Annotated in this window: 12 protein-coding genes; 4 read left to right on the forward strand and 8 right to left on the reverse strand. The window is 73.0% G+C overall.

From position 1 onward, the window contains the following. Positions 1–2: 2 nt before the first annotated feature. Positions 3–614 carry a 50S ribosomal protein L17 gene (gene rplQ, locus H483_RS35870; RefSeq protein WP_017838219.1) on the forward strand — a complete coding sequence of 204 codons (612 nt, stop codon included), beginning with the start codon at positions 3–5 and terminating at the stop codon, positions 612–614. A gap of 114 nt (positions 615–728) precedes the next feature. Here the strand turns inward: rplQ and H483_RS35875 are convergent, their stop codons facing one another. The 3 genes from H483_RS35875 to H483_RS35885 are packed head-to-tail and all read right to left on the reverse strand — an operon-like array spanning position 729 to position 3,137. Further along, positions 729–1,640, reverse strand: a complete 912-nt coding sequence (locus H483_RS35875) for an SGNH/GDSL hydrolase family protein (protein WP_017838220.1) — start codon at positions 1,638–1,640, stop codon at positions 729–731. A 34-nt stretch (positions 1,641–1,674) separates the two neighbouring features. Further along, a complete protein-coding gene (locus H483_RS35880) occupies positions 1,675–2,604 on the reverse strand; it encodes a hypothetical protein (protein ID WP_017838221.1) in 930 nt (309 codons plus the stop codon). Beyond that, positions 2,601–3,137: a ClbS/DfsB family four-helix bundle protein gene (locus H483_RS35885; protein ID WP_017838222.1), complete on the reverse strand. Its 537-nt coding sequence runs from the start codon at positions 3,135–3,137 to the stop codon at positions 2,601–2,603. The genes H483_RS35880 and H483_RS35885 overlap by 4 nt, the downstream gene beginning before the upstream one ends. A 47-nt stretch (positions 3,138–3,184) precedes the next feature. Here H483_RS35885 and truA point away from each other — a divergent pair, with 47 nt between their 5' ends. Beyond that, the gene (gene truA, locus H483_RS35890) at positions 3,185–4,147 is read left to right on the forward strand and encodes a tRNA pseudouridine(38-40) synthase TruA (protein ID WP_017838223.1); all 963 of its coding nucleotides are present in this window, start codon (positions 3,185–3,187) and stop codon (positions 4,145–4,147) included. Positions 4,148–4,151: 4 nt separating this feature from the next. Here the strand turns inward: truA and H483_RS35895 are convergent, their stop codons facing one another. After that, positions 4,152–4,865 (reverse strand): CPBP family intramembrane glutamic endopeptidase, encoded by a 714-nt coding sequence (locus H483_RS35895; RefSeq protein ID WP_238556381.1) that lies wholly within the window; start codon positions 4,863–4,865, stop codon positions 4,152–4,154. 67 nt (positions 4,866–4,932) lie between these two features. Then, on the reverse strand, positions 4,933–6,036 hold the full coding sequence (locus H483_RS35900; RefSeq protein ID WP_017838225.1) for an NAD(P)H-binding protein: 1,104 nt from the start codon (positions 6,034–6,036) through the stop codon (positions 4,933–4,935). 177 nt (positions 6,037–6,213) lie between these two features. Here H483_RS35900 and H483_RS35905 point away from each other — a divergent pair, with 177 nt between their 5' ends. After that, complete coding sequence (locus H483_RS35905; protein WP_031265205.1) at positions 6,214–7,299, forward strand: DUF695 domain-containing protein; 1,086 nt, start codon at positions 6,214–6,216, stop codon at positions 7,297–7,299. Here H483_RS35905 and H483_RS35910 read toward each other — a convergent pair. Then, positions 7,253–8,893: a type VII secretion protein EccE gene (locus tag H483_RS35910; protein ID WP_017838227.1), complete on the reverse strand. Its 1,641-nt coding sequence runs from the start codon at positions 8,891–8,893 to the stop codon at positions 7,253–7,255. The two genes, H483_RS35905 and H483_RS35910, sit on opposite strands and share 47 nt — an antisense overlap. Positions 8,894–9,026: 133 nt before the next feature. Between H483_RS35910 and eccB the strand changes: the two genes are divergently transcribed. Continuing rightward, positions 9,027–10,478, forward strand: a complete 1,452-nt coding sequence (eccB, locus tag H483_RS35915; RefSeq protein WP_017838228.1) for a type VII secretion protein EccB — start codon at positions 9,027–9,029, stop codon at positions 10,476–10,478. Between the two features lie 62 nt (positions 10,479–10,540). Here eccB and mycP read toward each other — a convergent pair whose 3' ends face one another. Together mycP and eccD are read right to left on the reverse strand one after the other, a co-directional pair. Next, positions 10,541–11,929 carry a type VII secretion-associated serine protease mycosin gene (gene mycP / locus H483_RS35920; RefSeq protein WP_017838229.1) on the reverse strand — a complete coding sequence of 463 codons (1,389 nt, stop codon included), beginning with the start codon at positions 11,927–11,929 and terminating at the stop codon, positions 10,541–10,543. Continuing rightward, positions 11,926–13,464: a type VII secretion integral membrane protein EccD gene (eccD, locus tag H483_RS35925; protein ID WP_017838230.1), complete on the reverse strand. Its 1,539-nt coding sequence runs from the start codon at positions 13,462–13,464 to the stop codon at positions 11,926–11,928. Before eccD ends, mycP begins: the two co-directional genes overlap by 4 nt. Positions 13,465–13,717 lie beyond the last annotated feature (253 nt).

Consider the following 13,717-nt stretch of genomic DNA (forward strand, 5'->3'; position numbering starts at 1 on the left):
TGATGCCCAAGCCCAAGAAGGGCGCCCGCCTCGGCGGTTCCGCTTCCCACCAGCGGCTCATCCTCTCGAACCTGGCCACCCAGCTGTTCGAGCACGATGCGATCCGCACCACGGAGACCAAGGCGAAGCTGCTGCGTCCGTACGCGGAGAAGCTCATCACCAAGGCCCGTCGTGGCACGCTGGCCGACCGTCGTGAGGCCGCCAAGGTCATCCGCGACAAGGACGTCCTGCACAAGCTGTTCGCCGAGATCGGCCCCCGGGCCGCGAACCGCGATGGCGGCTACACCCGGATCGTCAAGCTCGAGAACCGCAAGGGCGACAACGCGCCCATGGCGATGATCGCGCTCGTCACCGAGGAGCTGGCCTCCGCCGAGGCCTCTCGTGCCACCCGTGCCGCCGCCTCCAAGGCGGCCACGGCCCCGGCCGAGCCCGCCGAGGAGAGCACGGACGAGGCGACCACGGATGAGGTGACGGCAGAGGCCGAGGCCAACAGCCCGATCGCCGATCAGGTCGAGGCCGCGGACGACGCCGACGTGGACACCGCCGAGGAGACCGCCGACGCCGTCTCCGAGGACACGACCCACGCCACCAGCGAGGACACCGACAAGGCCTGAGTCACCGAGGCCCGATCCGTCCCGGATCCGGTGTGAGGGGCCCCGCCCACCGCGTCATGCGGAGGGCGGGGCCCCCGTCGTCGTTCAGAGCACCGTCGTTCTGAGCCCCGTCGTTCACAGCACCGCGCCGACGGCCTCCGCCATCGCCGCGTGGCCCGCCTGCGTCGGGTGCATCGGGTGCGACCCCGTCTCCTGCCCGGTGAAGTCGGTGTACCGCTCCGGCGCGGGTGCGCAGGCGCTCCGTTCGTCGGCGTCCTCGGGCAGCACGACGTCCGCGCCCGCGCGGTCGGCGGCGTCCGAGACGATCAGGTTGATCCGCTCGGTCACGTGCCGGGTCCAGGCGACGTCCCCGGGGCTCATCCCGGAGACGAACTCGCACCCGCCGTCGTCGGGGACCAGCGGCAGGTAGGCGGTGGTGACGACACGCGCGTCGGGGGAGCGGTCGCGGATCCCGTCGTACACCCGGTCCAGCCGGTCGCCGAGCGCGTCGAGCTGGTCGGTCACCGTGGACTCGAGGCGGTCGCGGCACGGCGCCCCGGTCTCCGCCCGCGGGGTCTGGACGATGCATCCCACCATCGCGCCGAATCCGATGTCGTTCCCGCCGATCGAGAGGGTCACCAGGTCCGTGTCGGGGGTCAGTGCGTCGAACTGGGGCGGCGTCTCGGGGATCTGGGGTTCGGTCATGTCGGTCGTCTCCGCGCCGCCACACGTCACGTCGACGAGTTCTCCCACGTCCCGGCGCTCGGCGAGGAGGGACGCGTAGTTCGCGGTGGACCGCAGGCACCGGTCGGGCCCACTGGTGGGGGCGTCGGTGGCGCCGAGGGCGGCGAACGAGTCGCCCAGGGCCACGTAGCGGGCGTACGTCGGGCCGGCCTCGGGGTCGAGTTCGGTGACTGCGGTCGGCACGCCGTCGGCGGTCCCCTCGTCGTCGGCGGCGCACGCCCCAAGCAGGGAGGCGGCGGTGAGGGCGGTGACGAGGACGGCGACGGGCTTTGCGACGGGGGTTGCGAGGCGGGGAGGCTGCATTCCTCCATCCTGGACGAGTTCCGCCGGGCGCGTTTCAGTCCACCCCGACCCGTCGCAGGATCCGCAGTGCGATGACGGTGATCCACGGGTTCGGCTCGCGGGAGGCCGGGTACTCGACGTGGGTGGCCCCGGGGTACCCGCGGGCTCCGGCCCACCGTCCGTCGGCACGGCGCCGCCGCCGGAGGATGTCGAGTCCGTCGGAGAGCCGCTCGTCGTCGACGACACCGGCCGCGGTGACGGCGTCGAGGCCGCGTAGGACGTCGAATCGCCACCGCGCGGGATAGTGGAGCCGGGTGAACTCCGGGCGGATCACCTGGCCGGTCCGGTGGCTACGGAACAACCGGTGTACGAGGAGGAACTCGACGGCCCCCGCCCGCGCCGCGGCGACCTCGTCGGCGCGATGCGCGTGCCCGGCCGCGAGGTAGGCGGTGAACCCCTCGATCACGCTCGTGGTGCTGTGCACGGAGGAATGGGTGGCGCCCGAGCGCGTGCTCCGGCAGTTGAACCCGCCGTCGGCCATCCGCTCGGCGAGGATCGCGTCGACCACGCCGGCCAGCAGAGGGGTCTCCGCCCCGAAGTGGCAGCAGTAGGTCAGTGCCATGCCGTTGATGCATACGTCGCTGCGGCGGGCGCTCGGGCTCACGCGCAGGCCGCCGTCGGCGCACCTCGGGGCCTCCAGCACCATCCGCACGGACGCGGTCGCGCGGGGGTCACCGGGGTCCAGGCCCAGCGCCGCGAGCTCGAGCAGCGTGTCGTGGGTGCTGGTCCACTGGGGCACGGCGAAGCCGGATCCCCAGTGCCCGTCCGAACGCCGGTACCCGAGCAACGCCGCGCCCACCCCGGACCCGGCGACGGCGGACCGCAGCCCCGGGTCGTCGCGGTCCTCCAGATCGCGCGCGGCGAGGTAAGTGGTGGAGGGGTCGGCCGCCCGCAGCCACGGCAGGACGTCGGAGTGGCCGCTCATGGCCCAGGGAGCGAGCGCGCGGGCAGTGCGCGCTGGATCCGGCGGAGGGTTTTGCGACCCCACACGTAGTGGCTCGAGGTGGCGGAGACGAAATAGGCGCCGAGGGTGGTGCTCCCGGTCCAGGCGTAGCGGCCCCGGGTGAAGAGCTCGTCGTCGGAGTGCGAGGTGATCACGGCGAGGCACCGGGCGTGGCTCCCGGCGAGGAGCTCGACGGCGTCGGCGTACGAGGTGCCCAGGTAGCGCTCGCGGATCTCGGCGTTGATCACCGGGGTCTCGCGCCAGGTGCGCCCCTCCCCGGGGACCTGAGGCGTGCCACCGGCTTCACCCGTCTCCGCCCAGCCGAGGGCCATGAGCTGCCAGGCGTGGATGTGGGTGAGCACGTCCCGCGGGTGCCGGGAGGTGTCCTCGATCTCCGCCTCCCAGGTGAGATCGGCCAGTACCCCGGGATCGAACCGGCCGAGGGCGAGGTGCAGCCGCTCGTACTCTCCGGCGGCCGCCTCGAGCAGTGCGGTCCTGGTGGTCGGGCGCGGCATGACCCGAGCCTGCCACGGCCGGGGCCGGTGGGCTAGCGTCGACGATCATGATCACCCCGTCGGAGTCCGCGTCCGACACCTCCACCGTCACATCCACCCGCCGGATCCGCCTGGACGTGGCCTACGACGGCACCGACTTCTCCGGGTGGGCCCGGCAACCCGGCCTGCGCACGGTGTGCGGAGTCCTGGAGGAGCAGCTCGGGACCGTCTTGCGCCACCCCGTGACCCTGACTGTCGCCGGCCGCACCGACGCCGGGGTCCACGCCCGGGCCCAGGTGTGCCACCTCGACGTGGACCCGGAGTGGCTGGACCAACGGTCGTTCGACGGGCGCCCCGAGGCGCTGGTGCGCAGACTCGCCCGGCTCCTGCCCGCCGACATCGCGGTGATGGACGCCCGGTGGGCGCCTGCGGACTTCGACGCCCGCTTCTCGGCGCTGCGCCGCCACTACGAGTACCGGCTCACCACCGCGCCGTGGGGCCCCGAGCCGACCCGCGCCCGCGACACCGCGGCCTGGACGCGGCCCGCGGACCTGGGTGCGGTGCGCGAGGCGTCCTCGCGACTGCTGGGCCTGCACGATTTCGCGGCGTTCTGTCGTCGTCGCGAGGGCGCCACGACGATCCGGGAGCTCCAGCGCTTCGACTGGCGCGCCGAGCCGGATCCGCGCGGGCCGGACGCGCCCGGGGCGGCCGAGGTGTGGACGGCGTCGGTGAGCGCCGACGCGTTCTGCTGGTCCATGGTGCGCAGCCTGGTGGGCGCGGTGATGGCCGTGGGGGAGGGCCGGCGCGGCCAGGAGTGGATCACCGGGCTGCTGCGCGAGACGCAGCGGTCGTCGTCGGTGCCCGTCGCGCCCGCGTGCGGGCTGTCGCTGGTGGGGGTGGACTACCCGGCGGATGTCGACCTCGCGGCCCGGAACCTCACCACGCGCGAGGTGCGCCCGGGCCCGGAGCGCAGCTCGGCTCGTGGCCCGTATGGCAGCCCCGGCGCCGGGGCGGGGTGCTGCGGGGGGTAGGCGGCTACCCGCTCGCGGCGTCGAAGATCGGTGAGAGCGCGAACAGCATGACCATCGACCAGACCACGTGGGTGACGATGGGGCCCAGCACCCCGCCGGTGCACCGCCGCTGCACCGCGGTGACCAGTCCCAGCACGAGCGCGGCCACCACCAGCAGCGGGATGCCCGCGGCGGCCGTGACGGCGCCGTAGATCACCGTGGTCACCAGGATCGGGTGGATGCGCGAGGTGGCCGAGTACACCGCGCCGCGGTGGAAGCACTCCTCGGCGGCGCCGTTGACGGCGGTGAGCAGGGCCACCAACGCCAGGTTGCCCACGGTCGCGTGGGCGAGCAGCGCCTCGACGGGTTCGCGGAGCGGTTCGATCTGCGCCACCACCACCGCCCCCACACAGAAGACGAGCGCCAGGGCCGTGGCGGCGAGGACCGAGGACAGGATCGGCCGGCCCGGGCGATACGGTTCGCATCCCACCCGGATCGGGCCGGAGGCGAAGGCCCCCACCAGCCACACCGCCGCGAGCAGGGCCGTGGCGGGATAGAACATGGTGTCGCCGGGCGGGATCCGCAGCGCCCAGGCGCTGACGGCCGTGCCCACGACCAGGGTGATGACGACGACGACGAGGCGACGCCGCGTGGGCGGCACCGGCGCGGTCTCCATCTCGCCGGTGCGGAACGCGTGCCGGTAGCGGCCGAGCAGGGTGGTGGGCGCGGGCTCAGGCATGGGGTCGATTCTGCCCGCGGTCATGCTCGCCCGTGTCCGTCGGCTGCGGTGTCCATGGCGCCGGTGTCTACTTCCCCGCGCGGGCGTGCCACACGGCGGGCGGGCGCACCCCCGCCCAGTCGGCGTCGCTGGGCAGCAGCCGGGCCGGGTCGCCGAGCGGGTCGGCGGCGGGCCACAGCGCGGGTCGGGCGGGGCCGTGGGGCACGCGCAGGGCCTCGCGCAGGGCCTGCCGGTAACTCGTCCGCCCGCCGGGCGGGGCGCCGAGCACCTCGTCGGCGTCGTCGTTGAGGACGATCGCCTCGCAGCGCAGCGATTCCACCAGCGGCCGGGCCAGGCCGGTCTCGAGTGGGGTGACCAGTCCCATCCACAGCGAGGACAGCTTGGGGGTCAGCACGGGGACGGGGACCATGATCCGGCGGTGCAGTCCGGCCTCCTCGGCGTAGATCTGCATCATCTGCCCGTAGGTCAGCACGTCCGGGGAGCCCACGTCGATCACGCGGCCGTCGGCGAGCTCGCCCTCGAGGGGAACCGTGGTCGCGGCGGCGAGGTAGTGGACCACGTCCCGCACGGCGATCGGCTGGATCCGGTTGCTCACCCATTTCGGGGTGACCATGCCGGGGAGGCGGGTGGTCAGGTGCCGGATCATCTCGAAGGACGCGGAACCGGAGCCGATCACGACCCCGGCCTGGATCACCAGCGCGGGCACGGACGAGGCCAGCATGATCCGCCCCACCTCCACGCGTGAGCGCAGGTGCGTCGACAGATCGGTCTCGCCCTCCGGGTGCAGCCCGGACAGGTGCACGATGCGCCCCACCCCGGCGGCCTCGACGGCGCGGACGAAGACCTCGGTGGTCTCGCGTTCTTCCCGCTCGAAGTCCGCGGTGTGACCCATCGAGTGGACGAGGTGGCAGGCCACGTCGACGCCGGCGAGCGCCTCGGTCAACGCGGCCTCGTCCCCCAGTCCGCCCTCGTGGATGGTCACCTGGTCCCGCCAGGGCACGTCGTCGAGCCGGGCGGGGGTGCGCGCCAGGACCGAGACCCGGGCGCCGTCCGCGAGCAGTCGGGGGACGAGGCGGGAGCCGATGTACCCGGTCGCGCCGATGACGAGGACGCGCGGGCCGGACCGGGCGTCGGGGGCCTGGGCGTCGGGGGATCCGTGGGGCGTGGACATACCCCAGACTCTTCCAGTGTGGGCGCGCTCGCGCACCCGTTGTGCGTTCGGCGAGCCGACCCGCATGCTCGACCCGAAACCGGATCCGGGTGTGCCGCTTCCGGGCACGAGAGGCGCGATATCCGGATACTGGATTCAGACGAGGCGGACGGACCGTGACGGACGGAGGGAGAACGGATGGCGATCGGCGCGGCACGACCCCGACAACTCTCCAGGTCAATGGACCTGTCCGGCGTCCGCATCGAGACCGCCAGGCTGCGCTCGGAGAGGGCCGTGGCCACCTTCTGGCGGTGGTGGTCGGAGGGCGGGTGTCGCCGCACCACCGCCGCGATCGAGTCGGGCAACGCGCGCCGGGTGGTCCCGGAGATCACCTCGCTCATCGAGGCGATCGACCCCGGGCTGTCGTGGGAGTTCGTCCCCGCGTCCGAGGGCGGCCCGCATCGCTTGACCGTCACCGCGGCCGGGATACCCGAGCTCCGCGGGGTGGCGCGCCGCTGGCTCGCCCAGGCCCCGCCCGACGATTCCGCGTGGGCGTACGCCGACCTGCGCGACCCGGTCTCCGGGTGCGCCATGCACTTCCGCGACCGGAGGCTGGGCTTCGACGAGGCGGAGGTGGTGGTGGACGTGGGGCTCTCCCGGGCCGATGTGACCGTGCACCATCCCGGGTTCGCCGGACTGGTGGGGTCCGATCCCTCGATCGCCGCCTACCTGTTGCTCGACGCGATGTGCGGCGAGGCCGCGGTGGAGACGTGGGTCGGCACGATCCGGTCCAACGCCACGGCCCCGGGGGACGACGCGGTGTCGCTGTACGCGCTGCCCGGGATCCTGCGGGAGATCGAGCAGGAGAACACCGACGAGGCGGGGGAGCCGGCCTGGCAGATCCTGCACGGCGACACCTCCGCGGGTCCGATGGTCGCCGTGGTGCGCGTGCCCTTGGTGTCCCTCTCGGCTCCCGAGTTCGACCGGCACGTCGCCGTCCACGTGCCCTATACGGATGTCGAGGACTGCGGTTTGCCGGGGTCGGCCTCCCTGCCCGGGTTGCGGGACCTCGAGGACCACCTGGTCGACCGCCTGGAGGGCACGGGCGAGTGCGTGGGCGCCGAGAGCTGCAACGGCCGCCGGCTCCTGCACTTCTACGTGGACTCCACGACCCCCGCGCACGAGCAGCTGCGCGTGGCCTGCTCCGGCTGGGACCAGGGCGAGGTGACCCTGACGGTCACCGACGATCCGGGCTGGCGGAAGGTTCAGCACCTGCGGGTGTGAGGTCCCGCGAATTCGGACCTGGGCCCGGGAACGGACCCACGAACGCGTCTTCGCCCGGGCCGGTCACCACGGACACCCGCCGGGTGGGCCCGGAACGGGGTTCCACGGATATCCATCCCGGTATCCGGCCGTCGAGCACCAGATCGGGCGGGTTCGACGTCGTCTCCTCGCCGGTCGAGGACAGGTCCCAGTCGGCGTCCACCCGGATCACGGTCGGCGGCGTCACATCAGGACCGCCGGGCCCGGCGAGCGCGTCGATCCGCCCCTCGCTGAGGGCGCCGTCGACGTCCCAGAACACCGCGTCCACCGGTGCGCCCACATCGGAGGCGCCGGAGACGACGATCCGATACCTGGTCTCGTCGGCGATCGCCGACAGGGGTCGCCATCGGTCCGGGACGTCGGTGACCACCGCGATCCGGTATCCCGCTGCCACCGCGCGGAAGGCCACTTGGCGGCAGACGGCGGAGCCGGCCGCGAGGAGAACCGAGCGGAGGTGAGGTCCGGCCAGCTGGACAGCGGCCGCGTTGCCCGCCCGTGTCGCGCCGAGAATCTGACCGCAGCCGTGGGCGGGTGGAGCGAGACCGTCGAGGTGGTCCAGTCGCCGCCGGACGAGAGATTCGGCGACCACCTCGGGGAGGTCTTCACCCGGGACGGGAAGCACGCGCGGGGTCGGCAGGGCATGGCATGAGTCCGCGCACGGGGGGAGCGAGTCCGGGGTGAGTCCTGCGAGCCCCACGGTCGATACCGCGTCGACCACATCGTGGCGTCCCGGCACGCGTCGGAGGCGGAGCACCTCGGTGATCGCCGACGCTCGCACCGAGGTGAGCGCGTCCACGACCTCACGCGGGTCGGCGCCGGGGCGGACGACGAATCCCATCCCGTCCATGGGTTCGACCTCGGCCTCGAGGAACCGCTCGGCGAGCTCGGTGGCGTCGAGCACCCGGCACGGAACCCCGTGGTGGACCAGGGATCGGCGTAGGCGCTCGGTGGCCACCGTGATGATCCTCGGAAGCGCGCCCTGACCTGCCCCTTCCGGGCAGGTCAAGGCCAACTCGGACAAGTCGAACCTGAGGAGCAGGTGGACGCGACGGTGTGAGATCAGCGCCAGCGGACCGACGAGTGAGCCGTACACCTCGCCGTCGGGGCCCGATGCGACTCGCCGACCGTGGACCACGACGTCGATCCCCTCGAGCGACACCCCACCCTGATCCAACTGTCGTGCCACAGCGCTCAACGGGAGCCGCACTCCCCGGAAGTCGGCCGGGTCATCGCGGCCGACCTCCGTGGTCAGGAGGGCACCGGCGGAGATCTCGACCCCTGTCGTCACCACCCGGTGACCCTCCACGCAGCCGACCAGTGAGAAGTCGGGGGAGACGAGGTCCACCACGTCCACGGGGAGACGGCGCGAGCGAGGGTCACGTCCCGAGAGCACCCGACCCCGACGACGGGCCGTGACCGCGCCGGCGACCAGAGAGGCGACGCCGAACTGTGCCCAGGGTTGCCAGTGCGGAGGGCAGATCACCGCGAGCGCGGCCGAGGCGACCAGGACGACCACGACGACCACGACCGCGGGGAACGCGCGAAGGGTGGTCATCGGTCCTCCTCCAGGCCTGGTCGCGGGCATGGAAGGCCGCCCGGGAAGCCCGGCCACCAGGCCGGGACCGTGGCGTACCCTACCCCCGTAACCCGCCGCCGCGGGGCGTCACAATCGTGGAAGGGACCGGTCCGTGCCGCTGAAGCCGACGACCAAGGCCCAGGTCGACGGACACCGATTCCTGTCTCGCCGGGCCCGGCTCGCGGTGGTCGTCCGGGACGTCCGGATGCTTCACGACCCGCTCCGGCGCCAGTCGGCAGGGTTCGCGGTCGGAGTGGCCGCCGCCGTTCTCGGGTGTGTCGGGGCCGCGGTCCTGGCTCTGCTCGACCCGATGCCCGACGTGGAACGCGCCGTGATCATGGTGGGTCGGGAGTCCGGCCAGATGTATGTCCGCGCCGGCGATACGGTCCACCCGGTGTTCAACCTCGCCTCGGCCCGACTGGTCACCGGCCAGCCCGCGGAACCGATGACGGTGCGGGACTCGGATATCGCCGGGACCCGGCGGGGTGGACTGTTGGGCATCCCCGGGGCGCCGTCCGCGTTGCCGGCGCCCCGCGATGCGGCCGGCGTGGCGGCGGTGTCGTGGACGGTGTGCGACGAGGTCGCCGATGCCGACCGAGGTCTCACCCGGATCGTCTCGACCAGTGTGGTGGCCCGCGACGGAGCGGTGGGGCCCGGTCGCGAGACCTCGGTCGACGAGATCGTGCTGGCGGACCAGGACGGCAGGGGGTGGTTGCTGAGGAACGGCACCCGGTCGAGGATCGACCTGGCGGACGGTGATCTCCTGTCGATCCTCGGGCTGGAGGGGATCGCTCCGCGGCCGGTCACGGCCGCGTTGATCGACCCGCTGCCGGAAGTCGATCCGGTGGTGCGACCGGAGATCGAGATGGCGGGCAGGCCCGTGGACTACGGTCTGGACTCCCTGCGGATCGGGCAGGTGTTCACCGTGGACACGGCCTCGGGCAGGGCGACGTACGTGGCGTTGGCGGACGGTGTCCAGGAGGTCGGTCCGGTGGTGGCCGATGTCATCCGTTCCACCTCGACCGTGGGATCGGTCGAGACCGTCGAACCCGACCGGATGGGCGTCCCGCGATCGGTCGCGCTGGACGTCGACGCCTTTCCGTCGGATCGTCCGACGGTTCTCGCGATACGCGACTCCCCGGTGTTGTGCGTGCGGGACTCCGGCAGGGAAGGGACCGCGACCCGCCGGATGACCGTCGTCGCCGGCGCCCCGGCCCCCTCGGAGTCGGAGGCCCGGACGGTGGCCGGGGCGGACGGTGGTGGACCGGCTGTCGACGTCGTCGGTATCCCGGGCGGAGGGATGCTGGTGACGGCGGTCGGGCGTGGCACGTCCACTCGTGGCACGGTGACGACGATCGTGACCGACGCGGGGGTACGGTTCGATGTCCCCGATCAGGAGACCGCTGCGGTACTCGGGGTGGCTGGCGCCCCGGTTCCGGTGGACGGGGCGATCATCGACAGGCTCCCCGCCGGCCCGAGGCTGGACCGCCGATCCGCTCTGGTCAGTCGGGACGGACACGACCTCCACACCGTCGCGGACGAGGCCTCGGGCCCGGTGGGGTGATCGCGCACAGCGTGCGACGGCGGACGTGATCCGGTCGGGGGCGTCCGTTCGGGGCAGGCCTCTCAGCGCCCGGGTCGGTTGTCGTGGTCACGGAGGCCTCGGGGCCGGACCAGAGCCGCCACGACCAGGATGACACCCCCGACGGTGAGCGACCCGGCCGCGACGATCGCACCCGGGCCCGCGCCGACCGGACCAGGGTCCGGGGGTGGTGCGGCGATGGTCGTCGACGCGGGCACCGGGCGACCGGACCGACGGACCCCGGTGACCGCCGCCACCGGGTCCACCACCCCGTGGCCCACCGCGAAATCGCGGCCGCCGGCCGCGGGGATGGCAGTGCTCTTGATGCGCGCGATCACCTGTCGAGCGGTGAGACCCGGATAGGCCTGCCGGACGAGCGCGGCGGTGCCGGCCACGAACGGAGCGGCGAAACTCGTCCCACTGATGGCGGTACGGGTTCCGTTCCCGTCCACGACGAGGTCCGACACCCCCGCTCCGTCCGCACCGACCGAGCGTAGGTCCACCGCAGGGGCCGCGACATCGACCCACGGGCCCCGGAGCGAGAAGTCCGCGGCCGCCCCGTCCGGTCCCACGCCGCCCACGGCCAGCACGTGATCGTCGTACCAGGCGGGTACCGCCACCGTGAGCACGTCGTCCCACCCGTCATCTCCGGCTCGCGCGGGGTCCGGGGATTCGGGGTTCTGGTCTCCGCAGGTCTGGCCGACGTTTCCTGCAGCCGCCACCAGGACGACGTCGTGGTCGACGGCGGCATAGCGAATCGCTCCGCCGAGCGTCTCGTCCGCCAGTGGGGTGCCGGCGGGAACACAGGCGACCTCGGAGATGTTGATCACGCTCGCGCCCGCGTCGACGGCCGCGCGGATCGCCCTGGCGAGGGAGGTCAGCGTGCCGACACCCGACCCGGCCACGGAGTCGTCGGATGGGCGTCCCGAGGTCGTCAGGACGCTGCTCGACTGCCGGATGGAGACGATCTCGACGCCCGGCGCGACACCGGAGTGCCCCGAGTCGTCTTCGGTCGCGGCCAGCACTCCGGCGACGAGTGTGCCGTGCGCATCGCAGTCCTCGGTGCCGTCCCTACCGGGCACGAGGTCACCTGCGCCACGAACGCGCGGCAACCGGGGGCCGGGGTTGACCCCGGTATCGATGACGGCGACCACCTGCCCCTCACCCTTTCCGTGGATCCAGGCTGCACTGAGGTCACCGGATGTCGCGGAGGGGGGAGGGGCGGACGGGTCGAGGACTGCAGCGGTCGTGCGGCAGGGGCCGCTGAGCCTCAACCCACCGGGTTCCGCGGCGACGTGATCGATAGGGCCGACCTCCGGTAGGGGGCCGTCGATGGAGGGTCGCTCGAGAGCGATCGCCGACGGACTGCCCGCACCGAGCGCGGTCAGCATCGCCACCGTGGTGGCGAGGGAGAGCGACCCGACCGGTCTCATCGCTGACGGACGGTCGAGAAGACGTCCATGGCCCCTACCGCGAGCGGGACCATCACACAGATCACGATCACCTCGATCGTCCCGACCGCACGCAGCGCGGCGGGGGAGAGTTCCACCTGCGGCAGCGCCGCCACCGTGATGGCGACAGCAGCGGCGAGCGCGGCGGCGGCGGGGACGACGACCGTGATCGGCGAGGTGTGGGTGAACGCCGCCCCGATCAGTACACCGCCCGCCAGGGCCAGAGCCGACCCCAGTAGCACCGAGGTGTGGACCCGATCGGAGTAACCGAGCCCGCGGAGTATCAGCATCACGATCACCACCAGCGCCAGAGGAGCGGACCATCCCGGGGATGCACCGGTGCCGGTCAACGCGATGAGCGCGCCGGCCGTACATGCGGTGCCCCCTGCGGACAGCAGGCCGGTGAGCCACGAGCGCGAGGTGAGGAAGCGGTGCCTGAGCGTCGCCGGTGTCGGGAGTGGTCCGTGCCTCCGCAGGTCGTCGGGATGCCCCGCATCCACGTCGCGACCGACATGGCCGAGATCGCCTACCTCGATATCCTCCCCGGGAGCCGGGACCGGTGGGATCGGGATGCGGGCCGCCGCGACCGAGACGCCGGGCGCGGCGGTCAGGATGAGCAGGCCCACGAGAACCACACCGGCTCCGACGGCGTGCACCGGCACGGTCGTGTACGCGGTGACCATCGCGGAGATCGCACCCACGGACGTCAGCAGCGCCAGGGCCAGGTATCCCGCCGCGAGACCGTACGACCGACCGGGGGCCGGGCGGAAGATGGTGCACCGCAGCACACCGGCGACCACGGCGCCCGCGGTCAGGCCACCCACCACACTCCCCGCTCCGACGGGGGCCGCGCCGATGGTGCCGGCCGCGATCACCGTGAACCCGATGGTCGCCGCCGCTGCCACGGCGTGAGCCGACCCGGGTACGTCGAACCGACGCAGGGCGAGGACCGTCGCGAGGCCGACCGCGGCGAGCAGGGCCGCGACCAGCGGGGTCAGGACTCCGCCGGTGTGCCACCACTGCGTGACGAGCGCGGTGGCGGCGGCCAGCGCGGCCACCGCGACCGTCGAGGTGGCCGTGGCGACGGCGTCGCGGCGGCCCCAGATACGGGAGCGTGCGACGTCGGGATCGGTCAGACCCTGGAGCACGTCGTCGAACAGTGGCGCCGGCGTGGGGACGGGCCGGTGGTCGAGCACGAGGATCTCCCCGTCGTGCACGCGCTGTTGGGCGAGGGTTTCGGAAATGGCCAGCGGCCCGCCCGCCAGCCTGGAGAGCTGCCATGACCCGTTCGCGCAGCCGCCCATCTCAGAGTCCACGTCCACGTGCGAGGCAGGCCCCGCGGCCGCCCTGATCCGATCTCGGACGAGGTCGACGATCTCAGGGATCACGGCCACGAGTTCCAGGTGGGCCGGCAGGCTCAGATCGACACGCGTGGTGCGGCACACGATCGACACCCGACGTTGGTCCAGCGGTTCGACGCCGGACGCGACCGCCCGGAGCTCGTTCTGTTCCGTCACCCCAGAATCCTCCACTCGTCCGACTCACCGGCGCTGTCCTCCCGGTGGGTTGAGGCCCCCGTCGCGAGGTGAACTGCCCTAACATCGCGGTTCGACACGGCGACCATTGTTGATGGCGGGGCGCACTCGTGGGGGGTCCTCCTCCGGTGCCGGGTGGGGGCCGGGCGGTCTGGAACCGCTCGGCCGAGAACTGGGCGGCGGGCATCAGTTGGGGCGTCAGCCGGGGCATGAGTCGGGGCATCAGTAGGGAGGA

This window comes from Dietzia sp. UCD-THP (assembly GCF_000349585.1).
GTDB lineage: Bacteria > Actinomycetota > Actinomycetes > Mycobacteriales > Mycobacteriaceae > Dietzia > Dietzia natronolimnaea_A.

What these genes read in the sequence shown, in the direction of transcription:
- H483_RS35880 (WP_017838221.1), bottom strand. Translation starts at nt 2,604, where the DNA reads ATGAGCGGCCACTCCGACGTCCTGCCGTGGCTGCGGGCGGCCGACCCC.
- truA (WP_017838223.1), top strand. Translation starts at nt 3,185, where the DNA reads ATGATCACCCCGTCGGAGTCCGCGTCCGACACCTCCACCGTCACATCC.
- H483_RS35900 (WP_017838225.1), bottom strand. Translation starts at nt 6,036, where the DNA reads ATGTCCACGCCCCACGGATCCCCCGACGCCCAGGCCCCCGACGCCCGG.
- H483_RS35910 (WP_017838227.1), bottom strand. Translation starts at nt 8,893, where the DNA reads ATGACCACCCTTCGCGCGTTCCCCGCGGTCGTGGTCGTCGTGGTCGTC.
- H483_RS35885 (WP_017838222.1), bottom strand. Translation starts at nt 3,137, where the DNA reads ATGCCGCGCCCGACCACCAGGACCGCACTGCTCGAGGCGGCCGCCGGA.
- H483_RS35905 (WP_031265205.1), top strand. Translation starts at nt 6,214, where the DNA reads ATGGCGATCGGCGCGGCACGACCCCGACAACTCTCCAGGTCAATGGAC.
- H483_RS35895 (WP_238556381.1), bottom strand. Translation starts at nt 4,865, where the DNA reads ATGCCTGAGCCCGCGCCCACCACCCTGCTCGGCCGCTACCGGCACGCG.
- rplQ (WP_017838219.1), top strand. Translation starts at nt 3, where the DNA reads ATGCCCAAGCCCAAGAAGGGCGCCCGCCTCGGCGGTTCCGCTTCCCAC.
- H483_RS35875 (WP_017838220.1), bottom strand. Translation starts at nt 1,640, where the DNA reads ATGCAGCCTCCCCGCCTCGCAACCCCCGTCGCAAAGCCCGTCGCCGTC.
- mycP (WP_017838229.1), bottom strand. Translation starts at nt 11,929, where the DNA reads ATGAGACCGGTCGGGTCGCTCTCCCTCGCCACCACGGTGGCGATGCTG.